Source organism: Paracidovorax cattleyae, assembly GCF_900104515.1.
Taxonomy (GTDB): Bacteria; Pseudomonadota; Gammaproteobacteria; order Burkholderiales; family Burkholderiaceae_C; genus Paracidovorax; species Paracidovorax cattleyae.
The window spans coordinates 40256-65076 of the sequence record NZ_FNJL01000022.1 but is presented as its reverse complement, the minus strand read 5'-3'; the positions used below and the strand labels follow the sequence as shown (position 1 = coordinate 65076).

25 protein-coding genes are annotated in these 24821 nt (G+C 69.1%); 10 read left to right on the top strand and 15 right to left on the bottom strand.

The features are described from left to right. Window positions 1–12: 12 nt before the first annotated feature. Window positions 13–3753 carry a trifunctional transcriptional regulator/proline dehydrogenase/L-glutamate gamma-semialdehyde dehydrogenase gene (gene putA / locus BLR05_RS17420; RefSeq protein WP_092836538.1) on the bottom strand — a complete coding sequence of 1247 codons (3741 nt, stop codon included), beginning with the start codon at window positions 3751–3753 and terminating at the stop codon, window positions 13–15. Window positions 3754–3876: 123 nt separating this feature from the next. Here putA and BLR05_RS17415 point away from each other — a divergent pair, with 123 nt between their 5' ends. The 4 genes from BLR05_RS17415 (at window position 3877) to rlmD (ending at window position 7083) form a co-directional block, all read left to right on the top strand. Further along, the gene (locus BLR05_RS17415) at window positions 3877–4359 is read left to right on the top strand and encodes an Lrp/AsnC ligand binding domain-containing protein (protein ID WP_092836535.1); all 483 of its coding nucleotides are present in this window, start codon (window positions 3877–3879) and stop codon (window positions 4357–4359) included. A 98-nt stretch (window positions 4360–4457) separates the two neighbouring features. Next, on the top strand, window positions 4458–4787 hold the full coding sequence (locus BLR05_RS17410) for a hypothetical protein (protein ID WP_092836532.1): 330 nt from the start codon (window positions 4458–4460) through the stop codon (window positions 4785–4787). Window positions 4788–4843: 56 nt separating this feature from the next. Continuing rightward, window positions 4844–5530: a secreted signal peptide protein gene (locus BLR05_RS17405; RefSeq protein WP_092836529.1), complete on the top strand. Its 687-nt coding sequence runs from the start codon at window positions 4844–4846 to the stop codon at window positions 5528–5530. Between the two features lie 83 nt (window positions 5531–5613). Next, on the top strand, window positions 5614–7083 hold the full coding sequence (gene rlmD / locus BLR05_RS17400) for a 23S rRNA (uracil(1939)-C(5))-methyltransferase RlmD (RefSeq protein WP_192883900.1): 1470 nt from the start codon (window positions 5614–5616) through the stop codon (window positions 7081–7083). A gap of 109 nt (window positions 7084–7192) precedes the next feature. Here the strand turns inward: rlmD and BLR05_RS17395 are convergent, their stop codons facing one another. Continuing rightward, on the bottom strand, window positions 7193–7603 hold the full coding sequence (locus tag BLR05_RS17395; RefSeq protein ID WP_225979281.1) for a hypothetical protein: 411 nt from the start codon (window positions 7601–7603) through the stop codon (window positions 7193–7195). 125 nt (window positions 7604–7728) lie between these two features. Beyond that, entirely contained in the window at window positions 7729–8421 is a 693-nt protein-coding gene (locus BLR05_RS17390; RefSeq protein ID WP_013594370.1) for a Bax inhibitor-1/YccA family protein, read from the bottom strand. 243 nt (window positions 8422–8664) lie between these two features. Here BLR05_RS17390 and BLR05_RS17385 point away from each other — a divergent pair, with 243 nt between their 5' ends. Then, a complete protein-coding gene (locus BLR05_RS17385; protein ID WP_092836613.1) occupies window positions 8665–9072 on the top strand; it encodes a GlcG/HbpS family heme-binding protein in 408 nt (135 codons plus the stop codon). A 188-nt stretch (window positions 9073–9260) separates the two neighbouring features. Here the strand turns inward: BLR05_RS17385 and hemP are convergent, their stop codons facing one another. The 6 genes from hemP to BLR05_RS17355 all read right to left on the bottom strand — a co-directional run bounded on the left by hemP (window position 9261) and on the right by BLR05_RS17355 (window position 12647). Then, on the bottom strand, window positions 9261–9482 hold the full coding sequence (gene hemP / locus BLR05_RS17380; RefSeq protein WP_092836525.1) for a hemin uptake protein HemP: 222 nt from the start codon (window positions 9480–9482) through the stop codon (window positions 9261–9263). A 96-nt stretch (window positions 9483–9578) separates the two neighbouring features. Next, on the bottom strand, window positions 9579–9986 hold the full coding sequence (locus BLR05_RS17375; protein ID WP_092836522.1) for an ExbD/TolR family protein: 408 nt from the start codon (window positions 9984–9986) through the stop codon (window positions 9579–9581). A gap of 6 nt (window positions 9987–9992) precedes the next feature. Beyond that, complete coding sequence (locus BLR05_RS17370) at window positions 9993–10709, bottom strand: MotA/TolQ/ExbB proton channel family protein (protein WP_092836519.1); 717 nt, start codon at window positions 10707–10709, stop codon at window positions 9993–9995. A 36-nt stretch (window positions 10710–10745) separates the two neighbouring features. Beyond that, the gene (locus BLR05_RS17365) at window positions 10746–11444 is read right to left on the bottom strand and encodes an energy transducer TonB (RefSeq protein WP_092836516.1); all 699 of its coding nucleotides are present in this window, start codon (window positions 11442–11444) and stop codon (window positions 10746–10748) included. Between the two features lie 120 nt (window positions 11445–11564). Continuing rightward, window positions 11565–11840 (bottom strand): (2Fe-2S)-binding protein, encoded by a 276-nt coding sequence (locus BLR05_RS17360; RefSeq protein WP_092836513.1) that lies wholly within the window; start codon window positions 11838–11840, stop codon window positions 11565–11567. 228 nt (window positions 11841–12068) lie between these two features. Then, window positions 12069–12647: a phasin family protein gene (locus tag BLR05_RS17355; protein ID WP_092836510.1), complete on the bottom strand. Its 579-nt coding sequence runs from the start codon at window positions 12645–12647 to the stop codon at window positions 12069–12071. A 225-nt stretch (window positions 12648–12872) separates the two neighbouring features. Here BLR05_RS17355 and BLR05_RS17350 point away from each other — a divergent pair, with 225 nt between their 5' ends. After that, the gene (locus BLR05_RS17350) at window positions 12873–13358 is read left to right on the top strand and encodes an acyl-CoA thioesterase (protein WP_092836507.1); all 486 of its coding nucleotides are present in this window, start codon (window positions 12873–12875) and stop codon (window positions 13356–13358) included. Between the two features lie 64 nt (window positions 13359–13422). On the opposite strand, the gene ggt is transcribed toward BLR05_RS17350, so the two are convergent. After that, entirely contained in the window at window positions 13423–15438 is a 2016-nt protein-coding gene (gene ggt, locus BLR05_RS17345) for a gamma-glutamyltransferase (RefSeq protein WP_092836504.1), read from the bottom strand. A gap of 298 nt (window positions 15439–15736) precedes the next feature. Between ggt and pncB the strand changes: the two genes are divergently transcribed. The 4 genes from pncB to BLR05_RS17325 all read left to right on the top strand — a co-directional run bounded on the left by pncB (window position 15737) and on the right by BLR05_RS17325 (window position 20655). Next, window positions 15737–16945, top strand: a complete 1209-nt coding sequence (gene pncB, locus BLR05_RS17340) for a nicotinate phosphoribosyltransferase (RefSeq protein ID WP_092836501.1) — start codon at window positions 15737–15739, stop codon at window positions 16943–16945. Window positions 16946–17024: 79 nt separating this feature from the next. Continuing rightward, window positions 17025–18005, top strand: a complete 981-nt coding sequence (locus tag BLR05_RS17335) for a 2-hydroxyacid dehydrogenase (protein ID WP_092836498.1) — start codon at window positions 17025–17027, stop codon at window positions 18003–18005. A gap of 63 nt (window positions 18006–18068) precedes the next feature. Further along, the gene (locus tag BLR05_RS17330; RefSeq protein ID WP_092836495.1) at window positions 18069–19493 is read left to right on the top strand and encodes a DNA recombination protein RmuC; all 1425 of its coding nucleotides are present in this window, start codon (window positions 18069–18071) and stop codon (window positions 19491–19493) included. A 1-nt stretch (window position 19494) separates the two neighbouring features. Continuing rightward, a complete protein-coding gene (locus tag BLR05_RS17325) occupies window positions 19495–20655 on the top strand; it encodes an MFS transporter (RefSeq protein WP_092836492.1) in 1161 nt (386 codons plus the stop codon). 55 nt (window positions 20656–20710) lie between these two features. Here BLR05_RS17325 and BLR05_RS17320 read toward each other — a convergent pair whose 3' ends face one another. The 5 genes from BLR05_RS17320 to BLR05_RS17300 form a co-directional block, all read right to left on the bottom strand. After that, complete coding sequence (locus BLR05_RS17320; protein ID WP_092836489.1) at window positions 20711–21226, bottom strand: hypothetical protein; 516 nt, start codon at window positions 21224–21226, stop codon at window positions 20711–20713. A gap of 303 nt (window positions 21227–21529) precedes the next feature. Then, window positions 21530–22393, bottom strand: a complete 864-nt coding sequence (locus tag BLR05_RS17315; protein ID WP_092836487.1) for an LOG family protein — start codon at window positions 22391–22393, stop codon at window positions 21530–21532. A gap of 72 nt (window positions 22394–22465) precedes the next feature. Next, window positions 22466–22846, bottom strand: a complete 381-nt coding sequence (crcB, locus tag BLR05_RS17310) for a fluoride efflux transporter CrcB (protein ID WP_092836484.1) — start codon at window positions 22844–22846, stop codon at window positions 22466–22468. 39 nt (window positions 22847–22885) lie between these two features. Next, entirely contained in the window at window positions 22886–24199 is a 1314-nt protein-coding gene (locus BLR05_RS17305) for a TRAP transporter large permease (RefSeq protein WP_192883902.1), read from the bottom strand. 85 nt (window positions 24200–24284) lie between these two features. Beyond that, window positions 24285–24818: a TRAP transporter small permease gene (locus BLR05_RS17300; RefSeq protein WP_092836481.1), complete on the bottom strand. Its 534-nt coding sequence runs from the start codon at window positions 24816–24818 to the stop codon at window positions 24285–24287. Window positions 24819–24821 lie beyond the last annotated feature (3 nt).

Sequence of the window (24821 nt, the reverse complement as noted above, 5' to 3'; positions counted from 1 at the left end):
GCCTGCCGACGCTCACTCCATGGTCATCAGGCTGGCATTGCCGCCGGCCGCCGCGGTATTGATGCTGACCGCGCGCTCCAGGACCAGGCGTTCGAGCGGCACCGCGGCATCGCCGGGCGCATGGCCCGCGACGCCCACGATCGGCCCGGGCCGCGCGGCCATGGCCCTGCATACTTCCCGCAGTGCCGCTTCGCTGCCATGGTGCAGCACGGCGTCCACGGCCACCGCGGGCGCATGCCAGTCCGCCACCAGCACGATGCGCTCCTGCACCACCGCCGGCAGGCTGGCGCGCAGCGTGGACGCGGCCGACGGCCATACGGCGTGCCCGCCCACCGCCAGCACCGCGGCCAACTGCAGAAGCCGGTCGCCATCGGCATCGGCCAGGCAGAGAACGCGCTCGCGCGGCGCCACGCCGTACTGGTTGCGCTCCCCCGTGGGGCCGGGCAATGTGCGCAGGCTGCCGGCCGGCGTGTCCCGGGCGAGCTGCCGGCAGGCCGACTCGAGCGGGCCCTGGCCGGCGCCTCGCGCCCATTCCGACAGCGCCTGCAGCGGGGCAGGGGTGCCCGGCCCGTCGCCTTCGCCGGTGTCCGGGGCCGCCATCGCGTCGATGGCCGCCCGCGCAGCGCCGCCGGGCGCCTGCGCCACCAGCCGGAGCAGGTACAGCGGTCCGCCGGCCTTCGGGCCGGTGCCCGACAGGCCTTCGCCGCCGAACGGCTGCACGCCGACCACCGCGCCCACCATGTTCCGGTTCACGTAGAGATTGCCCGCGCGGGCACGGCGGAGCACGCGTTCCACCGTTTCGTCGATGCGTGTGTGCAGGCCCTGGGTGAGTCCGTATCCGGTGCCCGCGATCTGGTCCAGCAGCGTGTCCAGCCCGCTGCGCGGATAGCGCACCACGTGCAGCACCGGGCCGAAGACCTCGCGCTCCAGTTCCGACAGGTCCTGCAGCTCGATCAGCGTGGGCGGCACGTAGGTACCCCCGGCATCGGCCTGCGGCGGTACCGGCACCTGGTGCACCGCACGGCCACGTTCGCGCAGTGCCGCCACGTGGCGCAGGATGCCCTCGCGCGCCTCGGCGTCGATCACGGGGCCCACGTCCGTGGCGAGCTGGTCGGGCCGGCCGATGCGCAGTTCCGCCATGGCGCCGCGCAGCATCTCCAGCACGCGGTCCGCCACGTCGTCCTGCAGGCACAGCACGCGCAGTGCGGAGCAGCGCTGGCCGGCGCTGTCGAACGCCGAGGCGACGGCGTCCGCCACCACCTGCTCCGCCAGGGCGGAGGAGTCCACGATCATCGCGTTCTGGCCGCCCGTCTCGGCGATCAGCGGCACCGGACGGCCGGTGGCATCCAGGCGGCCCGCCACGCTGCGCTGCAGGATGCGGGCCACGTCGGTGGAGCCGGTGAACAGCACGCCCATCACGCGCCCGTCGCCCACCAGCCGGGCACCCACGGTCTCGCCCTGGCCGGGCAGCAGCTGCAGGGCCGCGCGCGGCACACCGGCAGCGTGCAGGATGCGCACCGCCTCGGCGGCCACCAGCGGCGTCTGCTCGGCGGGCTTGGCCAGCACCACGTTGCCGGCAGCCAGCGCGGCCGCCACCTGTCCCATGAAGATGGCGAGCGGGAAATTCCAGGGGCTGATGCACACCACGGGGCCGAGCGGCGTCCATGCGTCCGCGCCCGTGTCGAACAGCGTCTCCACCTGGGCCGCATAGAAACGCAGGAAATCCACCGCCTCGCGCACCTCGGCCACGGCGTTCGCGCAGGTCTTGCCCGCCTCGCGCACCAGCAGCGACAGCAGGGCGGGCGTGCGCTGCTCCAGCGCGTCGGCGGCGCGGCACAGCGCAGCGGCCCGTTCCGTGGGCGGCGTCGCGGCCCAGGCGGGGGCCGCTGCCTGCGCCCATTCCAGCGCCTGGTCCACGTCGCCGGCACGCGCCTCCTGCACCGTGCCCACCACATCCGCATGCCAGGCTGGGCTGCGCACCGGCAGGCGAAGGCCCTCCTGCACCGGCCCGGCAAGCAGCGGCGCGGCCTCCCAGGCCTGGCGTGCATCGCGCTGCAGGGCATCGGCCAACGGCGCGAGGACCGCTTCGCTCGCCAAGTCCAGCCCCGCGGAGTTGCGGCGCGCCGGGCCGTACAGCATCGGCGGCAGCGGAATGCGCGGGTTGGCCTGTCCGGGCGCCGCCTCTGCCGCCACGGCCGCCACCGGGTCGGCCACGAGGCTGTCCAGCGGCAGGGTGGCGTCGGCGACGCGGTTCACGAACGAGGTGTTGGCGCCGTTCTCCAGCAGCCGGCGGACAAGGTAGGCCAGCAGCGTCTCGTGCGTGCCGACGGGCGCATAGACCCGGCAGGGCCGGTTCAGCCCCGCAGCACCCACGACCCGCTCGTACAGCGGCTCGCCCATGCCGTGCAGGCATTGGAATTCGTACTGGCCCGGTGCGTAGCGATCCGGACCGGCCAGCTCGTGGATCGCGGCCAGCGTGTGCGCATTGTGCGTGGCGAACTGCGGATAGACGGCATCCGGCGCCGCGAGCAGCCGGCGTGCGCAGGCGATGTAGGACACGTCGGTGTGCACCTTGCGGGTATAGACCGGATAGTCTTCCAGCCCGTCCACCTGGGCCCGCTTGATCTCGCTGTCCCAGTAGGCGCCCTTGACCAGCCGCACCATCAGGCGGTGGCCGGTGCGGCGGGCCAGGTCGATCACGTGGTCGATGACGCGCGGGCAACGCTTCTGGTAGGCCTGGATCACGAAGCCGATGCCGTTCCAGCCCGCGAGCGAAGGCGCCGCGCACAGGGCTTCCAGCAGGTCCAGCGAGATCTCCAGGCGGTCGGCTTCCTCCGCGTCGATGTTCAGGCCGATGTCGTAGCCGCGGGCCAGTTCGGCCAGCCGCAGCACGCGGGGATGCAGTTCCTGCATCACCCGGCCGTGCTGGGCCCGGCTGTAGCGCGGGTGCAGGGCCGACAGCTTGATGGAAATGCCGGGGCCCTCGTACACGCCGCGGCCCGCCGATGCCTTGCCGATGGCATGGATCGCGTCCACGTACGACTGCAGGTAGCGCTCGGCATCGGCCGCGGTGAGCGCGGCTTCGCCCAGCATGTCGTAGGAGTAGCGGAAGCCCTGGGCCTCGCGCGGGCGGGCGTTGGCCAGCGCCTGGGCGATGGTCTCGCCGGTCACGAACTGCTCGCCCATCATGCGCATGGCCACATCCACCCCCTTGCGCACCAGCGGCTCGCCGCCGCGCGCGGTGATGCGGCGCAGTGCTGCGCCCAGGCCCTGCTCGCTGTGCGTGGCCACGAGCCTGCCGGTGAGCAGCAGGCCCCAGGTGGCCGCATTGACGAACAGCGACGGGCTCTTGCCGAGGTGCGATTCCCAGTCGCCGCCGCCGATCTTGTCGCGGATCAGCGCGTCGCGCGTGGCGCTGTCGGGAATGCGCAGCAGCGCCTCGGCCAGGCACATCAGCGCCACGCCCTCCTGCGAGGAGAGCGCGAACTCCTGCAGCAGTCCCTGCACCCAGCCGGCCCGTCCGCCCGCGACCTTGCGCTCGCGCAGTCCCCCCGCCAGCCGCAGCGCCAGGGCATGCACGCGCTGCGCCGCGGCGCCGCCGATGCGGGCCTCCTCCAGCAGCGGCGCGATGGCTTCCGGCTCGGGAATGCGGCAGGCTGCGGTGATGGCATCGCGCAGCGGCGAGGCCGTGGCGGACCGTGGTGCGAAGGCTGAGAAAGGCGGGGTATGCAGGCAGGGGTGCGGAGCGTTCATGGCGGGGCGGTCCGAAAGCAGGTGAGGAAAGAGGAAATGCCTGCATCATCCTGCCTGGCGTGTTGAATTAATGAGCAAAAATGGGGATGATCGATGAATGTCTCACTATGAAATTGGGATAACGTGGATGAAATAGACAGGTTGGACCGCCGGATACTGGCAATCCTGCAGGACGACGGCCGCATCTCCAACCTCAAGCTCGCCGAGCGGGTCGCCCTGTCGCCCACGGCCGTGCTCGCCCGGGTGCAGCGGCTCACGCGCGAGGGCTACATCCTGGGCTACGAGGCCCGGCTCAATCCGCAGAAGCTCGGCGCCGGCATGCTCGTGTTCGTCGAGGTGCTGCTGGACCGCACCACGCCCAACGTGTTCGACCAGTTCAAGGCCGCCGTGCAGGTCCATCCGGCCATCATGGAATGCCACATGGTGGCGGGCGGATTCGACTACCTGCTCAAGACCCGGCAGGCCGACATGAACGCCTACCGCCAGTTCGCCGGAGAGGTGCTGTGGCAGTTGCCGGGCGTGCGCGAGACGCGCACCTATGCGGTGATGGAAGAGGTCAAGCATTCGTTCCATCTCGCGCTGGACGAACGCCCCGTGCGCGCCTGACCGCGCTGCCGGGGAAGGCAGGCGCCGCAAAGTCCGCAATAATCGGCCTCGCGCCGTCCGGTTCCGGCCGTCCCGCCACCCACCCAGGAGCTTCGCCGATGTCCGCCTGCCGTTCTGTCCTGTTCGCCGCCGCCGCGCTGTCCGCCGGACTGTGGAGCGCCGCGGCCTCCGCCGCGTGCTACGTGGTCTATTCCGCGAGCCAGCAGGTGATCTACCGGTCGCAGACGCCGCCGGTGGACCTGGCGCAGCAGATCCACCAGACCCTGCCGCGCGTCGCGCCGGGTTCGACCCTGGTCTTCTCGCTGGACAGCGGCGATTGCCAGATCGAATTCAACCGCCTTCCGTCCAGTGCCTCGGTGCCCGGCTCCCGCGTGGGCCTGCCGCCTTCCGATCCCGTGCCGCGGCTGGTGCGCCCCGCACGCAGTTGACTGCCGGGCGCCTACGCCCCCATCCTTTCCGATCGCGGTCCACGAAGGAGCGCGCCATGATTTCCAGGCCCCCATCTTTCGCCTGCCTGCTGTGCGCAGCGGTCTTCCTGGGCGTCGCGCAGGCGGCTCCCGCGCCAGATGGCGTGCAGGCAGGTACCGCGTGCAGGGAGGCCCTCGGCCAGGCTTTCCCGGCGCAGGACCCGGTCGCAGCGCTTCCCGAAGCATGCCGTCGCGTCGGCCCGGTGGCGCTGGGCATGCACCAGCAGGATGTGGTGGACGCGCTCGGCAAGCCGGATGCCACCCGGCACGGTGGGGCCCGGCCGGACACGGTCTTCGTGTACCTGTACCCGCGCGGACTGAACGAGCGGCTGGCCCGCCATCCACGGCCCGCCGGCTCGCTGGCCCATGGAGCGCTGGCCATGCGTTTCCGCGGCGACCGCGTGGTCAACGTCATCGCTTTCGGCCCGCACGGCGAGCTGCCCGGCTTCGGCCTCAAGGGACTGGCATTGGGGACGGACGTGGGCGCGGTACTCCAGGCGATCGGCGGGCAGCCCCTGTGGAATGCCAGCCGCGACTATGTCCAGTTCGCCACGATGCCTCTGGGCCTGGAGGTGGATCCGGACACGTCGGCGGTCGTCGGACTCGACATCGCGGCCACGAAGCAGGACCTGGACCATTTTTCGCTGCCACCATTGCGCCTGGACAAGGACGGACGCAGCGGCCTCGTCCGCGGTATCCACTGAGCGCCGCGCTGCGCCGTCCGCCCGATGGCCGCGAGTGCGGGCCGGCACAGGGCGAGGCGCGGCCGGCCTGAGACAATCGGGGGATGAGCGACCCCACAGAACATCCCGAGATCCTCCAGGACCCATCTTCTTCCGCGCCCGCGCAAGGGCGCACCGACCTCCCGCCGGGCTGGCTGGAGGTCACGTCCATGGACATGGACGCCCAGGGCGTTGCCCGTAGGCCCGACGGCAAGGTCGTCTTCATCGACGGCGCGCTGCCCTTCGAATGGGTGAGCGCCAACACGCACCGCAAGAAGAACAACTGGGAGCAGGCGAGCCTCACCGCCATCCACCGCGAATCCCCACAGCGCGTGCGCCCGGGATGCCCCCATTTCGGTCTGCATGCCGGCGCCTGCGGCGGCTGCAAGATGCAGCACCTGCACGTCGGCGCCCAGGTGGCCGTCAAGCAGCGCGTGCTGGAGGACAACCTCTGGCACCTGGGCAAGGTGAAGGCCGAGACCGTGCTGCGGCCCATCGAGGGGCCCGCCTGGGGCTACCGCTACCGCGCGCGCCTGGCCGTGCGGCATGTCGAGAAAAAAGGCAAGGTGCTGGTGGGCTTCCACGAGCGCAAGAGCCGCTACATCGCCGACATGGAAGTCTGCCCCGTGCTGCCGCCCCACGTGAGCGCCATGCTGCTGCCCCTGCGCGCGCTCATCGCCTCGATGGATGCGCGGGACACCTGCCCGCAGATCGAGCTGGCCTGCGGCGACGAGGTCACCGCGCTGGTTCTGCGCCATCTGGAGCCGCTGTCCGAGGCCGACATGGGCCGGCTGCGCGCCTTCGCCACCGCGCACGGCGTGCAATGGTGGCTGCAGCCCAAGGGCCCGGACACGGTACACCTGCTGCATGAGGGCGGTCCGCAGCTGGGCTACGCGCTGCCGGACTTCGGCATCACCATGCCCTTCAAGCCCACCGACTTCACGCAGGTCAACCCGCACATCAACCGAGTGCTGGTCACGCGTGCGCTGCGCCTGCTCCATGCCGGCCGTGCCGACCGGGTGATCGACTGGTTCTGCGGCCTGGGCAACTTCACGCTGCCCCTCGCCACCCAGGCACGGGAGGTTCTGGGCATCGAGGGTAGCGAGGCCCTGGTGGCCCGCTCGCGCGAGAACTACCGCAAGAACCGGGAAGACCGGCCGCAGGCGCTGGCCCCAACCACCTTCGTGGCACGCAACCTGTTCGAGATGACGCCGGAGATGCTCGTCGCCGACGGCGTCGCCGACAAATGGCTGGTGGATCCGCCGCGCGAGGGCGCCTTCGCGCTCGCCAAGGCCCTGGCCGACATCCACCAGGCGCGCATCGGTGCGGAAGATGCGCCGGCGCTGCCTGTCTCGGCCGAGGGCTGGACGCCACCGCAGCGCATCGTCTATGTGAGCTGCAATCCGGCCACGCTGGCGCGCGACGCCGGCCTGCTGGTGCACCAGGCGGGCTACCGCTGCGTGGCGGCTGGCGTGGTGAACATGTTCCCCCACACCGCCCACGTCGAAAGCATGGCGGTGTTCGAGCGCGCCTGAGACCGGGAAGGCGTTCCGGGAGCCGGGCCGCCGCTGCTCGAGCGGCCCGGGGGGCTTTCGCTTTCGGGCTTGCGGGCTGGCGAGGCAGGCCTGCAGGGCGAAGCCGGCTTCAGCTCCGGCTGCGACCCGACCCGCCTTCGCGGGTTTCCTCGGTGCGGCCTTCCTCTGCGCGGCGGGCCGGGGTGGCGGGAGGCTTCTCCAGGTTGCCCAGCACCGAGGGCGCGCCCTCCAGCTTGTTCTCGCGCATGTACTGGTCCATTTCCTTCCAGCCGGCGAACACCTGGGCCTTCGAGGCCTTGGGGTTGAGGGTGAAGCAGTCCTCCAGGCCCCGCAGGGCGTGGCGGCAGGCGCCACCGATGGCCTTGGCCTCGGCTTCCTTCTGCACCGTACGTGGATCCGGGCCCAGGCCGGGAATGTCGCAGCCCGACAGCAGCAGCGGAGCCGCCGCGCACGCTGCGAGCCACGAAAACCGGCGGCCTGGCGAGCGGGCGGGGAGCAGGGCTGTGCGGCGGTTTGGCATCTTCCATCCATTATCGGCCGCTGCGCCGGATCATTGAGGCCTGCGTGCGCCCACCCTGAGGAAAAGCAAAAGGCCTCCGAAGGAGGCCTTTCGTGCCGGATCGGGGCAACCTGCCCCGGCGTGCTTCAGTCGCGCTCGCCGCCCATGATGCCCAGCAGGGCCAGCAGGCTCTGGAACACGTTGAAGAGGTCCAGGTACAGCGCCAGCGTGGCGCTGATGTAGTTGGTCTCGCCGCCGTCGATGATCTGCTTCAGGTCATACAGCATGTACGCACTAAAGATGCCGATGGCGGCCACCGAGATGGCCATCATGCCGGCCGAGGAGCCCACGAACACGTTGATGACCGAGCCCACCAGCAGGACCATGGCGCCCACGAAGAGCCACTTGCCCATGCCCGAGAGGTCGCGCTTGATCACCGTGGCCAGGCTGGCCATGACCAGGAACACGCCCGCCGTGCCGGCGAAGGCCGTCATGACGAGGTCGGTGCCGTTCTTGAAGCCCAGCACCATGCCGATCAGGCGCGAGAGCATGAGGCCCATGAAGAATGTGAAGCCCAGCAGCACCGGCACGCCGGCCGCCGAGTTCTTGGTCTTCTCGATGGCGAACATGAAGCCGAAGGCGCCGCCCAGGAAGACGATCAGGCCCACGCCGCCGCGCAGCGACTGGGTGATGCCGGTGGCCACGCCCAGCCAGGCGCCCAGCACCGTGGGCACCATGCTCAGTGCGAGCAGCCAGTAGGTATTGCGCAGCACGCGCTGCCGCTGCTCCTGCGAGACGCCGTAGCCCGCAGAGCCCAGAACGGTGACTTGATCATTCATCTTCTCTTGCTCCCTTTGCCTGTTGAGGCCTGCGAAGTGCAGACCGGCAAATTCTAGGTGGTGGCTTTCAACCCGCTTTCAAATAACCTTTGCCAATCCCGACCTTTTGGGATGCAGTGTTTTGCCGTGAACAGTCCGGTGGAGCACCTTGCAGGCGATATTCTCCGCAGGCTGTCCGAGCCGGCGGAACGCGGCTGCGGCCTGCCGGCAACTTTCGCCCACACCCATTTCCCCGAAGATCCCATGAAGACCAGATCCGAGCTCGAATTCGCCGATGTCAAGAAAATCGCCGCCGCCGCGGAAGCCGAGGCCCTGCGCAACGGCTGGGCGGTGACCATCGCCATCGTGGACGACGGCGGCCACCTGCTTTCGCTGCAGCGCCTGGACGGCGCCGCGCCCCTGTCTTCTCACATCGCCCCCGGCAAGGCCCGCACGGCCGCCCTGGGCCGCCGCGAAAGCAAGGCGTACGAGGACATCATCAATGGCGGCCGCACCGCCTTCCTGACGGCTCCGTTCATCGACGGCATGCTCGAGGGCGGCGTGCCGATCCTGAAGGATGGCCAGTGCCTGGGCGCCGTCGGCGTGAGCGGCGTGAAATCCAGCGAGGACGCACAGATCGCCCGCGCCGGCATCGCAGCCATCGGCCTCTGATACGGCCGCCGCTGGCGCCTGCACCCCCGGGGTGCCGGCCACAAATGGAAAAACCGGCCCCGAGAGGCCGGTTTTTCTTTGGGAGGCGCAGTGGGAAAAAAAAGCCTGGCTACGCGGGGTGAACCGTTGGCTGGCGAATACGACCCGGCGGACCGGCAGGCGGTCCGGGAGTCGCCCCACGATGAAACCTATTTGGTGAGGATCAGCTTGCCGAGCTTGGTGGCCTGCAGGCGGTAGATGGAGCCGTTGTGGAAGATCGCCACGGTCTTCTGCCCCTTGAGCAATTCGCTGCTGTCCACCGCCGGGGCCGAGGACGACGGGCGGCCATGGGCATCGGACTGCCGGTCGGCGATGCCCGGGGCGCCGAAGAAGGCTGCGGAGGGGGACAGGGCGGTCAGGCTGGCGTGCATGGATTGGATCCTCGGTGCGTTGGCAATGGATTAATGATAACCATTCTCAATTGAGCGTCAAGGCTGTGCCCGGCTTTATTGCAAATATTTGTTGCCTCACTGCGGATCGGTGACGAAGCCGATCTTGCGCACGCCTGCGCGCTGCGCGGCTGCCATGGCCTGGGCCACGCGCTCGTAGCGCACGCTCTTGTCGCCGCGGATGTGCAGGTCGGGTTGCGGGTCCTTGGCGGCCTCGGCCTTCAGGCGCGGCTCCAGTTCCTCGTCGCCGATGTCCGTCTCGTTCCAGTGGTAGTTGCCGTCGGCCGTGACGCTCAGGCGGATGGTCTCGGGTTTGACGTTCTCGCGTTCTGCCGAGGCGCGCGGCAGGTCCACCGGCACGGCATGCTTCATGACCGGCACGGTGATGATGAAGATGATGAGCAGCACCAGCATGACATCCACCAGGGGCGTCATGTTGATCTCGTTCATCACCTCGTCGGCGTCGTCCTGGGTTCCGAATGCCATGGCGCGTCAGCCTTTCTTGATGGGCAGGACCTTGCCCTGGTCGGACGGGGCGCTGACGCGGGCGCCGGTCACGAAATAGGCATGCAGGTCGTGCGCGAAGCTGTTGAGGCCGTTCAGGATGGACTTGTTGCCCCGCACCAGCGCGTTGTAGCCCAGCACTGCGGGAATGGCGACCGCCAGGCCGAGGGCGGTCATGATGAGCGCCTCGCCGATCGGGCCGGCCACCTTGTCGATGGTGGACTGGCCCGAGGTGCCGATCGCCACCAGAGCGTGGTAGATGCCCCAGACGGTGCCGAAGAGGCCGATGAAGGGCGCGGTGGAGCCGACCGACGCCAGAATGGCCAGGCCTGCCTGCAGGCGGGCGGTGAATTCGTCGATGCAGTTGCGCAGGCTGCGCGTGATCCAGTCGCTCACGTCGAGGCTGTCGTGCAGGTGTGCCTTGGTGTTGCGGTGGTGGGCGGTGGCCTCGCGGCCTTCGAGCGCGAGGTGCCGGAACGGGTTCGACGGATCGTTGCCGAGCTTCTCCATGCCGGAGGCGAAATCCTCGCTGTGCCAGAAGTCGCGCGCCGCGCGGGCGTGCTTCTTGAACTTGATGATGTCCAGCGCCTTGATGAGGATGACGATCCACGAGGCGAGCGACATGCCGAGCAGCAGCACGGCGACGGCCCGGGTGACGAAATCACCCTGGACCCAGACGTTGGCAATGCCGAAATGCGATTCCATGAGAACTCCTGAAGCTGAAAGAGATATTCGAGACGTTTAATCGAGGACGAAGTTGAACGGAACCAGGTTCCACATGGTTTCGGGGACACCGTTGCGCTTGCCGGGCACGAACCTGTAGCGCATCACCGTTTCCATCGCCAGCCGGTCCAGCCGGTCGTAACCGCTGGACTTGTTGAGTTCCACTTTCTGCGGAAGGCCGTCCGTACCGATCAGCACGCGTACCACGACCTTCCCCTGCTCGCCCAGCCGGCGGCTGATCGCCGGATAGGGGGGCTTGGGGTTGTTCAGGTAGGCCGCATCGCTGGACGGCAGCTCGATCTTGGGGGGGGCGGGCGGTGCCGGTGGCGCCGGCGGAGGTGCGGGCGGCGCCTGGGGGGCGGCGATTGCCGGCGCGGGCGGCTGCGGCTCGGTGATGCCGACCGGCGCGTTCGGCGCAGGCGCGGGATCCGGAATGGCAACGGGCATCGGCGCTGGACGGGGCGCCGGCGTGCGCGGCGCGGGCTTGGGCGGCGGCGGTGCCGGCTTCGGGGGCGGCGGCACGGGCGGAGGCGGAGGCGCGGGCGGCGTGATGAATTCGCTCAGCACTTCCGCGGGAACGATGATCTCGGCAGCCTTGCGCACCAGGCCGGATTGCAGGGCCCAGAGACCCGCGACGTGCAGCAATACGACCGAACCTGCGATCACCGCATTGCGGCTCACGCCCCCGGGGGAGCCATAGCGATCAAACTGGGACATAGGAAAGGTTATCTGCCTGCGCAGTGGAGGGAGGGCCGGTGCGGGCGCACCGTGCAGGGCAGTGGCAAAGAGGAGTTGCTTACTTGCGGAAGATCCACCACATGGATCCCACGACGAGGATCAGGCTGCCAGCGAGGATGAAGAGGAGTTCCATGCCTTGCTTTCCAGGATGGGTTGGGCAAGCTGGATGGTATGCGGCGCGATGTCTTCCTTGTGCAGGGCGGCCACCGAATGCCTGGTGCCGCACCGGGCGACGACGTCGCGTGCGCAGGACTCGCAACGGCCGCACTGGGTGGCCACGCCGAGTTCGAACTGGATCTCGTCGAAGCTCAACCCCGCATGCGCGTGGCGTGCGATTTCCCGGTCAGAAACCCGGCGGCATACACAAACGATCATGGGGCTGCAGTTTTGGCGGTGTGGACGATGAAGCATTATAAATGCGAATTCATCGCATTTGCAATCATTGGAGTCCGGCCCCGTGAGAATGTTCCCCTCCCGGGGGACCGCATGCAGGCCCTGCGGTGTGGGCAGGCAAAAAAAAGCCCGGCGGGCGCCGGGCTTTGAATTGGATCCAGGAACGTGGCGTTCGGAAGGATCCAAGGAGACAACGGGTGGGCCAGCGGCTCAGCGCTTGCGCATGGCAGCCGAGGTGGCTGCTACGGCGGCGTTGGTGGCCGTAGCGGCATTGGCGGTGGCCGTGTTGGTCACTGCATTGAAGTTGGCTTCAGCCGCGTCGCTGGCCTGCTTGACGGCCTTCTGGACGGTTTCGAAAGCATTGTTGGCGGCAGACACGGCGCTCTTGAACACGGCCACGCCGGTTTCGGTGCCGGCGGGGGCATTGCGGGCGGCGGTGTCCACCATGTTGCTGAAGTTGCGCTGGATCTCGGCGGCCTGGGCTTCGAAGGCGCGGCCGAACTCGGCGGTGGTGCCGGAAGCGATTTCGTACAGGTGGCGGTTGTAGGCGGCGGTCTTCTCGGCCAGGGGCTGGAAGAAGGCAGCTTGCAGCGAGAGGAGTTCCTGGGGGTCCTTGACCGACAGCAGGGCCTGGGTGTGGGTGGCGGCTTCGCTCAGGGTGGCGCGCGAGGCGGTCACGTTCAGCTCGACCAGCTTCTCGACGCCTTCGAAGGCCTTGTTCGTGAGGCCGAACAGTGTTTCCAGGTGGGCCTTCTGGGAAGCGATCAGTTGCTCGGGGGTCAGCGACATGGGTATCTCCTCTGAAAATAGTCCGGATCGGACACTAAGCCAAACGGATGGAACCGCGCTGCGCCGTAGTCATGTTGCGGTGCAGCATGAAACGAATTCTAGAGGGTTTGCCTGGCGGCGCAAGCCTTTTTGCTGCACCGCAGCATGTTTAGAGTCGTCCCTCCAAAAACCTCGTCGGGCCCGTTCCGCCTTGTCTGAAAGGGGCGGCTGGCAGAATGGATCGCCATGACCACTGCCACGCCCCGCGCCGCCCCGCCGGCTCCGCGGCGCTCGCCCGAGGCGCGCGACCGTTATCCCGTGTTCCGCAGCATCACCACCCGTTGGGCGGACAACGACATCTACGGCCACGTCAACAACGTCGTCTATTACAGCTGGTTCGACACCGCCGTGAACGCCTACCTGATAGAGCAGGGCGCGCTCGACATCCATGGCGGGGACACCATCGGGCTGGTGGTGGAAACGCAGTGCAATTACTTCGCGCCGCTGGCTTTCCCGCAGACCATCGAGGCGGGTATCCGTGTCGCGCACCTGGGATCGAGCAGCGTGCGCTATGAGGTGGGATTGTTCGCCCAGGGAGAGGCGCTCACGGCCGCCGCGGGCCACTTCGTGCATGTGTACGTGGGCCGGGAGGACCGCCGGCCGCGGACGCTGCCGGAGCCGCTGCGCCGGGCGCTGGAGCCGCTCAGCCAGGCCGCTGCCGCGACCCGCTGAGGCGAGCCGCGCCGGCGGCCGCCCCGCACCCGGCATCGGCATCGCCGACGCCGGGTGCCGTGCGTCAGGGCTTGAACGTGTCGCCCAGCACCACGCCTTCGCGCCGCGGATCGGCGCCGCCCTGGAGCACGCTGGCCCCGTTGCGGTTCACCCGCAGGATCGTGGCCGTGCCGCTCGACTGGGCAGAGGTCGAGACCGTGTGGCCCAGCGCGCGCAGGCCGGTGACCAGGGGATCATCGTTGCCGTTGTTCGCCGTGTTGACGTTGGGGTGCTCGCCGCCCACCGAGGTGGTGGCACTGTTGCTGGCGCCGAAGTCCACAAGCGACGTGGCCTGCTGAGCATCCAGGCCCCAGTCGAGCGCGCCGACCACGGTCTTCACCACGTACTGGATGATGGTGCCGCCGCCGGGCGAGCCCGTGCCCATCACGAAATCGCCGATGCTGCCGTCGGCGGCCTTGCGGAACACCAGGGTCGGCGCCATGGAGCTGCGCGGGCGCTTGCCCGGCTCGACGCGGTTGGCGACCGGCGCGCCGGATGCATCCGTGGGCGTGGAGGCGAAGTCCGTGAGCTGGTTGTTGAGCAGGAAACCCTGGGTCATGTGGAAGGAGCCCATGCTGGCTTCGACCGTGGTGGTCATGACCACGGCGTTGCCGTCCTTGTCCACGATGGTGAAGTGCGTGGTGCCGCGCTCCTCGAGCGGAACGACACCGGCCGCGCCGGTGCCGAAGTCGCCCGCCGTGGCAGTGCCCATGCTGCGGGTGGTGCTGATCAGGCCGGCGCGCGTGCGCAGGTACGACTTGTCGAGCATGCGTGCGGGGGAGCCTCCGGGCAGGGGCACGAAGTCGGTGTCGGCCACGTACTTGTCGCGGTCGGCATAGGCCAGGCGCTCCGCCTCGCTGACCAGGTGCACGCCCATCACGGTGGGCTTGCCGCCTTCGAGGTCGATGGCCGTGGGCTTGTACTGCGAGAGATCGAAGTTCTCCAGGATGCCGAGTGCGGAGGCCACCGCGATGCCGCCGGAGGAGGGCGGCGACATGCCGCACACCCAGTAGTCGCGGTAGGTGGTGCACACCGGGTCGCGGCGCTTGGCGCGGTAGTTCGCCAGGTCGCTCAGCTGCGTCAGGCCCGGCGTGATGGCGACGGCCGGCGAGCCGCCGCTGGTGGCCTGGATCTTGGCGACGATGCCCTGTGCAATCGGGCCCGTGTAGAAGGCATCGGCGCCATTGCTGGCGATGGCGGAGAGCGTGTCGGCGTAGGCGGTGTTCTTTAGCACCGTGCCGAGCGCCTTGGGCGTTCCGTCGGCATTGAAGAAGTAGGCCACGGCTTCCGCGTCGCGTGCCAGGCCGGAGACGGAGCCGGAAATGGCGGCGGCCATGCGGCCGCCGATGGGGAAGCCGCCACGCGCCAGTTGCTCGGCCGGCTGGAACAGGTCGCCCCAGGAGAGCCGCCCGTGGTCGCGGTAGGCCAGTTCGAGCATGCGGACGGCGCCCGGCGTGCCGATGGAGCGCCCGCTGGCGCGCGCACCGCCCGGCTGCGGCGCGGTGCGGTCGGCGTCGCTGACCCAGCGCAGGTAGTCGGCGGTCGCGGCCGCCGGGGCGGTCTCCCGGCCGTCGTAGGCCTGGACCTTTTTCTGGGCCGCGTCGTAGTACAGCATGAAGGCGCCGCCTCCGAGGCCGGAGGACTGCGGCTCCACCAGCCCGAGCACCATCTGCACGGCGACGGCGGCATCCACGGCCGAACCGCCTTTCTTCAGCACCTCGCATCCCGCACGCGATGCGTACGGGTTGGCCGTGGTCACCATGTACTGCTTCGCATAGACCGCAGTCTTGCCGACACGGTAGCCGGATGCCGGCTCGGGTGCGGCCGGATCGCCCGGCAGGCCCGAGCCGACCGTGACCAGGCCGTTGTCGCTCGTCACGGCGCAGGCGTTGTCCTGGCTGGGCACGAGGACCGTTCCACCGTTGCCGCTGCTGCTGCCGCCGCAGCCCGAGAGGGCCAGCAGGGTGGCGGCCAGCGCCGCGGGAAGGCCCCAGGCAGGGGGCGGGGATGAAGAGGGGCGAGGCTTGCCGAGGCTGTGCATCCGGAATCGCTTTCTTGTTGGTGGAGGATGTGAATAAGTGCGCGGTGGCCGGGAGTCTCCCCCTCCCGGAGCGCCTCGCAAGCATAGGCGGTTCGCGGGGCGCCTGGGGGCTCGATGGGCTCCGGCCCGCATCGCGGAACTGCGCAGCCCGCACCGGCGGGCAGGGCGCGGCCTCGCTGCGGTGCCGCCGGGATGCGTGCACGCGATGGCGCGCTTGGTGACACAATGCACGACGCGCCTGCAGCTTTTCCTTCCGCGCCCCGGCCCCGCTGCCGGTCCGCGCGCCGATGCCTCTTCCATGATCATCACCAGCCTGCTCGATACCGACCTGTACAAGTTCACCATGATGCAGGTGGTGCTGCACCAGTTTCCCGGAGCACAGGTGGAATACCGCTTCCGGTGCCGCAACCCCGGCGTGCAGCTCGCGCCCCACGCGGCCGAGATCCGCGACGAGATCCGCTCGCTCTGCAGCCTGCAGTTCCAGGATGCGGAGTTGATGTACCTGCGCTCGCTGCGTTTCGTGAAGAGCGATTTCGTGGACTTTCTGGGGCTGTTCCGCCTCAACGAGAAATACATCACCGTCACGCCGCTGGCCTCGGGGGAGATCGACATCCGCATCGCCGGGCCGTGGCTGCATACCATCCTGTTGGAGATCCCGGTGCTGGCGATCGTGAACGAGGTGTACTTCCGCAATACGCAGAAGGTGCCGGATTTCCCCGAGGGCCGCCGCCGGCTGGACACGAAGATCACGCAGTTGCAGGCGGACGGGCTGGGGGAACTGAAGATCGCCGACTACGGCACCCGGCGGCGCTTCAGCCGAGCGTGGCACGAGGAAGTGCTGCGGGTGCTGCTGGCGCGTCTGGGCACCGGCGACCGCCGCACCGACGGCCGGGCGGGGCCCGGGCAGTTCGCGGGCACGAGCAATGTGCTCTATGCGATGAAGCTCGGGGTCACGCCGCTCGGCACCATGGCGCACGAGTACCTGCAGGCCTGCCAGGCGCTGGGCCCGCGCCTGCGCGACAGCCAGATCTACGGCTTCGAGATGTGGGCGCGCGAGTACCGCGGCGACCTGGGCATCGCGCTGTCCGACGTCTATGGCATGAGCGCCTTCCTGCGCGATTTCGACCTGTATTTCTGCAAGCTGTTCGACGGGGCCCGGCATGACAGCGGTGACCCGTTCGCGTGGGGCGAGCGGCTGCTGGATCACTATCGCCGCAACCGCGTCGATCCGCTCACCAAGACGCTGATCTTCAGCGACGCGCTCACGGTGCCGCGCACGATCGAGCTGTTCCGGCAGTTCCACGGCCGCTGCCAGCTGGCCTTCGGGATCGGCACGAACCTGACCAACGACCTGGGCTGCGAGCCGCTGCAGATCGTCATCAAGATGACGCGCTGCAACGGGCAGCCCGTCGCCAAGCTGTCCGACACGCCCGGCAAGGGCATGTGCGACGACGAGAAATACCTCGCCTACCTGCGCCAGGTGTTCGAGATCCCGGCCCCGGGCTGAGACGGCGCGGCGCGCGCCGCCCGCCTGCCCGCTCCATGCGTTCCAGCCTTGTCCTTTCTTTCACAGGAATTCCCGCTCCATGACCCGACCCCGCATCCTCGTCGCCCGTGCCATCTTCCCGGACGTGGTGGACCGACTCTCCCGGCATTTCGACGTCGAGGCGAATCCCGAGGATGCGATCTGGAGCCCCGAGGAACTGGCCCGGCGCCTGGCCGACAAGGACGGCGCGCTGACGACCGGCAGCCAGCGGATCGACGCGGCGCTCGTGGCGGCCTGCCCGCGCCTGCGCATCGTGGCGAACATGGCGGTGGGCTACAACAATTTCGACGTGGAGGCGCTCACCGCCGCGGGCGTGCAGGCCACCAACACGCCCGATGTGCTGACGGAGACCACGGCCGATTTCGGCTTCGCGCTGCTGATGGCCACGGCCCGGCGCGTGACCGAGAGCGAGATCTACCTGCGCGAAGGCCGTTGGAGCAAGTGGAGCTACGACATGTTCGCGGGCTCGGACGTGCACGGTTCCACGCTGGGCATCCTGGGCATGGGGCGCATCGGGCAGGGCATCGCGCGCCGCGGCGCGCACGGTTTCGGCATGAACGTGATCTACCACAATCGCTCGCGCCTCTCGCCGGAACTCGAGGCCGGCTGCAAGGCCCGGTACGTCTCCAAGGAGGAGCTGCTGCGCGACGCGGACCACCTCGTGCTCGTGCTGCCCTATACGCCGGAATCCCACCACGCCATCGGCGCGGCCGAGCTCGCGCAGATGAAGCCCACGGCCAACCTCGTCAACATCGCGCGCGGCGGCATCGTGGACGATGCTGCGCTGGCGCAGGCGCTGCGCGAGCGGCGCATCGCCGCGGCGGGACTGGACGTGTTCGAGGGTGAGCCGAAGGTGCATCCGGACCTGCTGACGGTGCCCAACGTGGTGCTCACGCCGCACATCGCCAGCGCCACGGTGCCCACGCGGCGCGCGATGGCCAACCTCGCGGCGGACAACCTGATCGCGTTCTTCGATGGGCGCGGTGCACTCACGCCCGTGAACACGCCCCGGCCCCGCTGAGGGGCGCCCCATTGCCCGCCGGTCCGAGGGGCTGGCAGTTGACAACGAAACGTCTGGATTGGCATGTCGATTGAATGGCTGGTGGTGTTCGCGTTGCTCGCGCTCATCACCGTGCTCCTGGGAGTGCTGCTGCTGCGCAGCCCCCGACCCGAGCTTCCCCCCGAATGGGCCATGCGCCTGCAGCGCCTGGAGCAGGTGGCCCAGGCCACCCAACTGGCCGTGGCGAAGAACGACGGCGCGCTGGAAGGCATGGCCCAGCAGCTGCGCGGCTTCACGCAGGCCACGCACTCGCACCTGGAGGGCCAGCGGGAAGTGCTGGACGAGCGGCTCGCGCAGGCGGTGCACGATGCCCGCTCGGGCCGCGCGGAACTGCGCGAAGGCTTCGACGCCTTCGAGGCCCGGCTGGGGCAGCGGATGGCCCAGGCGCAGGCCGATGCTGCCGTGGCCCGCCGCGAACTGGCGGAAGCCCTGGGCGCCTTCCGCGCCGAGCTGACGCAAACCTCGGAGTCGCTGCGCACCGCGCTGCACGAGCGCCTTGCGGCCATCCAGTCGGACAACGCGGCCCGCCTGGAGGAGATGCGCCGTACCGTGGACGAGAAGCTGCACGCCACGCTGGAGCAGCGGCTGGGCGAGTCGTTCAGGATGGTGAGCGACCGGCTCGAGCAGGTGCACCGCGGCCTGGGCGAGATGCAGATGCTGGCCGCCAGCGTGGGCGATCTCAAGCGGGTGATGACCAACGTGAAGACGCGCGGCACCTGGGGCGAGCTGCAACTGGGTGCCATCATCGAGAACGTGCTGGCGCCGGAGCAGTACGCGCGCAACGTGAAGGCGGTGCCGGGCAGCGATGAAATGGTGGAGTTCGCCATCCGCCTGCCAGGTCGGGGCCAGGAGGAGCCGGTCTGGCTGCCCATCGATGCGAAGTTCCCGGTGGAGTCCTACCAGCGCCTGCTGGACGCGCACGACGCGGCGGACAAGGCGGCCGTCCTCGCGGCGGGCAACGCGCTGGAGGCCGCGGTCCGCTTCGAGGCGCGCAAGATCGCGGCCAAGTATGTGTCGCCGCCGCACACCACGGATTTCGCGGTGCTGTACCTGCCCACCGAAGGGCTGTTCGCCGAGGTGGTCCGCCGTCCGGGCCTCGTGGAGGCGCTGCAGGGCGAATGCCGCGTGATGGTGGCCGGGCCCGCGAACCTCGCGGCGATGCTCAGCAGCCTGCAGATGGGTTTCAAGACGCTGGCGATCGAGAAGCGCTCTTCCGAGGTGTGGGGACTGCTGGGCGCGGTGAAGACGGAGTTCGCCAAGTTCGGCGACGTGGTGGAGGCCACGCGCAAGTCGATCGACGCTGCCGCCAAGCGCTTCGACGAGGTGGGCGTGCGCACGCGCGCCATCCAGCGGCGGCTGCGGGACGTGCAGGAACTGCCCGCTGGCGAAGCCGGCGCGGCGCCGGCCGTGGAAGCGCCCGCCGGCCATGGCCCGGAGGCGCCGATCTGAGATGGATACCGCGCTCGCACGGCTGATCGCCGGCCAGATATGCATCCATGCCAGCATGACCGGCATGCGCCTTGCGGCCCCGCTGCTGGCACTGCGCGAGGGCTACAGCGCCGCGGCCGTGGGTGCCCTGCTGGCGCTGTTCGCGCTGACCCAGGTGTTCCTGTCGCTGCCTGCGGGCCGGTATGCCGACCGCCACGGCCTGAAGCGGCCGGTCGGCTGGGCGGTGGGCGTGGCCAGCGCGGGCGCGGCCGGCGCGCTCGTCTGGCCGTCCTTTCCCATGCTCTGCCTGGCTGCGCTGCTGACCGGCGGTGCCTCGGGAGCGGCCATGATCGCGCTGCAGCGCCACGTCGGCCGCGCCGCGCACGGCTCCGAGCAATTGCGGCGGGTGTTCAGCTGGCTGGCCATCGGCCCTGCCGTTTCGAACTTCGTGGGGCCGTTCTTCACCGGCCTGCTGATCGACCATACCGGGCCCGTGCCCGGCAGCACGGAGGGCTATCGCGCGGCCTTCGCGCTCACGGCGCTGCTGCCGGTGGCGACATGGTTCTGGGTGCGTGCGACGGTGGAGCTGCCGCCCATCGCCGGCGCGGAAGGCGGCCCGCGCCGCCGTGCGTGGGACCTGCTGGGCGACGCGGCCTTCCGCCGCCTGCTGCTCGTGAACTGGCTGCTGTCGTCCTGCTGGGACGTGCATACCTTCGTGGTGCCGCTGCTGGGGCACGAGCGGGGGCTGTCCGCGTCGGTCATCGGCTCCATCCTGGGCGCGTTCGCCATCGCCGCCGCGGCCATCCGCGTGCTCATGCCGCTCGTGGCCGCGCGCCTGAAGGAGGCCATCGTGGTGATGTGGGCCATGGTGACGACAGCCTGCCTCTTCGCCATCTACCCGCTGCTGCCGACCGCCTGGGCGCTCGGCCTGTGCTCGGTGCTGCTGGGCTTCGCGCTCGGCTCGGTGCAGCCGATGATCATGAGCATGCTGCACCAGATCACGCCGCACCATCGCCATGGGGAGGCCCTGGGCCTGCGCCTGATGGCGATCAATGCGTCCAGCGTGGCGATGCCCGTGCTGTTCGGTTCGGCCGGCGCGCTGATCGGGGTGGCGGGGCTGTTCTGGGTGGTGGGCGGGGTCGTGGGAATAGGGGCACGGGCTGCCGCCAGGCTGGGGCAGTAGGGCAGGGTCGTACACGCAACGCAGCGCGATGGACGGGGGTGCCCGCGCGAGCCCGTCAGCGGTGGCTGGACGAGGTAGCGCGGGCGGAAAGCACCGGCTGGCCGTCGTCGCCCCTGGCCAGGCCGAGCAGCAGATAAACCAATTCCCTGGAGTTGTTGGCTCTCAAGGCCACGTTCACCACGGTCCGGCCAGCGACTCCGTCCGCCAGATCGGCAAGGTGGTCGACCACCTGCTGGGTATGCCGCCCGGTGACATGGGTCATGTCGTCGGGGTCGTCTTCCGAGGTGGCGGCGACATGGTTCAGCGCCCCCAGAAGCAGATTCCTGTCGATCTGCGGGGCGAACATCCGTCTGACTGCCGCGACGGCTTCCTGCAACAGGGGGGACGCCAGGTGGGCGATTGCGCGCCCGGCCAGCAGGGTGAAGCCCGTCTGCGCCATATGGACGCCCTGCGCCGCCGCGGTTCCGTCCCCGCGCTGCACATTGGTCACGGCTTGGTGGGCCCCCGTCGCCATTAATCCTACGGCAGTGGTGGTGTAGGTGTGATGGAGCAGCGTGCGGGCCGAGGGCATGCGGAACCCGGCGGCTCCGCGCTGCGCAAGACCCTCGGGAGCGTTGTGCCGAGCGCTCGGCCGTGCACGGGGAGGAGAGTTGCCGGAGTCGTCATCCCGCGGCGAGTCGGCGCGGGATGTACTGGCAGCGTGGCTGGAAATGCGGCGCATGAACGGCTTCCTGAATGGGGATGGACGGCCTCCATTCTTCGCGGCGTCACGCGGCTCCGGAACGCGCCGTGCGAAGCGATCGCGCGCCTTGCGAACACCGGCTGCGCGCGAGTTGCCGCGCAGACGCCTTTCAGTGACCCTCTCGGCCTGCCATCATAGCTGGTAGAACTCTTTGATGAACCCCCAGGCCTCTTCCGGATCGTCCGTGTAGTGGAAGAGGTTCAGATCGGCCGCCGAGATCGTGCCTTGCTCCACCAGGGCGTCGAAGTTCACCACGCTCTTCCAGAACTCGGTGCCGAAGAGCACGATGGGCACGGGCTTGGCCTTGCCGGTCTGCACCAGCGTGAGCACCTCGAACAGCTCGTCGAGCGTGCCGAAGCCGCCGGGGAAGGCCACCAGCGCCTTCGCGCGCATCATGAAATGCATCTTGCGCAGCGCGAAGTAATGGAACTTGAAGGACAGCGACGGCGAGATGTAGCGGTTGCCGCTCTGCTCGTGCGGCAGGGCGATGTTCAGGCCGACGTTGAGCGCACCGGCTTCGTGCGCGCCGCGGTTGGCGGCCTCCATGATGCCCGGGCCGCCGCCGGTGCAGATGTAGATCCGGTCGGAGGGCGGAAGCTGCTGGCTGTAATTCGCCACGACGCCGGCGAAGCGGCGCGCGAGGTCGTAGTAGCGGGCGTTGCGCACGGCCAGCTGCGCGCGCGCGATGCGGGAAGCGTCCCCGCTGGCCTCGGCATCGGCCAATTGCTGTGCGGCGCCTTCGGGCGCCAGGAAGCGCGCGCTGCCGTACACCACCACGGTGTTCTCGATGCCCTGGGCGGTCTGGCCCAGGTCGGGTTTGAGCATCTCGAGCTGGAAGCGGATGCCGCGGGTCTCGCGGCGCAGCATGAATTCCGGGTCTGCGAAGGCGAGCCGGTAGGCGTCCGCATGCAGCGGGTTGCCGTTCACGGCATGGTTGTGCAGCTCGGCCCAGGCGTTGGCCAGCCGGCTTTCGTTGAGTTCGGTATTGGATTCCATGGAAGCGATGGTGCGAAAGGGAGGATGGCATGGCCGTGGCCATGCCGGGGACAGTGGCAAGTGTGCGACAAATCAGCGGGCCAGCCACCACAGCGCCGAGCGCATGCCGGCCCAGGTGAGGGCCAGCGAACCGCCCAGGTGCAGCGCGATGGTGCCGAACGCCAGCCCGAAGCGCTGCTGCATGAGCATGGAGACCACTTCGCCGGAAAAGCTCGAGAAGGTGGTGAGCGTTCCCAGGAAGCCGGTGACCACCAGCAGGCGCCACGCGGGATCGATGTCGGGACGGCTGGTGAACACCGCCAGCGCGATGCCGATGCAGTAGCCCCCGATGAGGTTCACGGCCAGCGTGCCCCAGGGAATGAGCCCGCCCGGGTTGAGCCAGAGCGCGAATCCCCAGCGCATCAGGGCGCCGACGCAGGCGGCCAGGCAGATGACGGCGATGTTGAGCAGCATGCCCCCGAGTATGTCAGGACGCGCGGACGCGCCCCGGGTTCACCCTCCGTCCTTGCCCATCACCAGGTCCGGCAGCACGGTGACGATCTGCGGGAAGAGGGTGATGAGCGCGATGCACACCACCAGGCATGCGAAGAACGGGATGGCCGCGCGGGCTATGGTGTTGCTGTCCTTGCCCGTCATGTTCTGCAGCACGAAGAGGTTGAATCCCACCGGCGGCGTGACCTCGGCGATCTCCACCAGCAGCACGATGAAGATGCCGAACCACACCAGGTCGAAGCCGGCTTTCTGGATCATCGGCAGCACCACCGCGCTGGTGAGCACGATCATGCTGATGCCGTCGAGCGCGGTGCCCAGCACCAGATACACGATCGTGAGCACCGCGATCAGGGCATAGGGCGGCAGGTGCATGGATTCGACCCATTCGGCCAGTTCACGCGGTATGCCGGTGAAGGCCATGGTCTTGGTGAGGAAGGCCGCGCCCGCGAGGATGAACATGATCATGCAGCTGGTGCGTGTCGCGCCCATCAGGCCTTCGCAGAAATTCTGCCAGGTCAGCGACCGGCTCCAGAGGGCCAGGCCCAGCGATCCCGCCACGCCGAAGGCCGCGCACTCGGTGGCCGTGGCGTAGCCCGCGACCAGCACCCACACGATGAACACGATCAGCACCGTGACGGGGATGAGGTGGCCCGACTGCCGGATCTTCTGGCGCAGCGTGGTGGGCGGGTCGGCGGCCGGTACCCGTTCGGGATGCCGCAGGCTCCACCAGCCGATGTAGCCCGAGAAGAGCAGCATGAGCAGCAGCCCCGGCAGGAAGCCCGCCAGGAAGATGCGGATGATGGAGGCATCGGCGGCCACCGCGTACACCACCATGGTGATGGAGGGCGGGATGAGGATGCCCAGCGTGCCGGCGGTGGCCAGCGAGCCGAGTGCCAGGCGCTCGTCGTAGCCGCGCCGCAGCAGTTCCGGCAGGGCGACCTTGCTGATGGTGGCGCAGGTGGCGGCGGAGGATCCCGACACCGAACCGAAGATGCCGCAGCCCAGGATGGTGGTGTGCATCAGCCGGCCCGGCACCCGGTTGAGCCAGGGCTGCAGCCCTTCGAACATCTCCTCGCTCAGCCGCGTGCGGAACAGGATCTCCCCCATCCAGATGAAAAGGGGCAGCGCGGCCAGTTCCCAGCTCGCGTTGCTCTCCCAGAAGGCAGAGAACAGGTTCTTGCCGGGCTGGGTGCTGGTGAAGAAGGCCTGCCCGACCCATCCGCAGATGGCCAGCGTCATCGCGATCCAGACGCCGCCCGCGAGCAGCACGATCATCAGCAGCAACAGGATGCCGCCCACCATCAGGATGTCCATGGCACTGGTCTTTCTGCCGCGCACGGCGCAGCTTCGATTCTCGGAAACGGTGGCGGGGAGGGGGGAGGAGCGACGGCGGTGTGCCTCAGATGTCGGCGGAGAAATCCCCGCGCGCATGGCGCTCCTCGATCGCGCGCACGAAACTCGGGGTACCGCCGCGCAGCACGATGAGGAATTCGTCCAGGACGGCCACCAGCAGCAGCACCGAGCCGATGGCGAAGCTCAGCTGTGGAATCCACATCGGGAGCGGCAGCAGGCCCTGGGCCACGTCGTTGAATTCCCAGCTCTCGTAGGTGAACAGGCAGGCGGACCAGGCGAGGTAAGCCGTCGCCACCGTGCCGATGGCGAGCGCTGCCAGCTCGAAAGCGCGGCGCGGGCGTGGCGGCAGCTTTTCCAGCAGCAGGGTGACGCGCACGAAATCCCCGTGCTTGAAGGCATGGGCCATGGCGAAGAAGGCGGCGGCCGCGCAGAGCCAGGCGACCACGTCGTTCAGCGCGCCGGTGCGCACGCCCGACTCGCGCAGGATGCTCTGGGCGATCATGAGCGCACAGATCAGAGCGACACAGGCGGCGCCCAGGGCGCCTGCCGCGAGGTACAGCCGGTCGAGGAAGCGACGCACGGC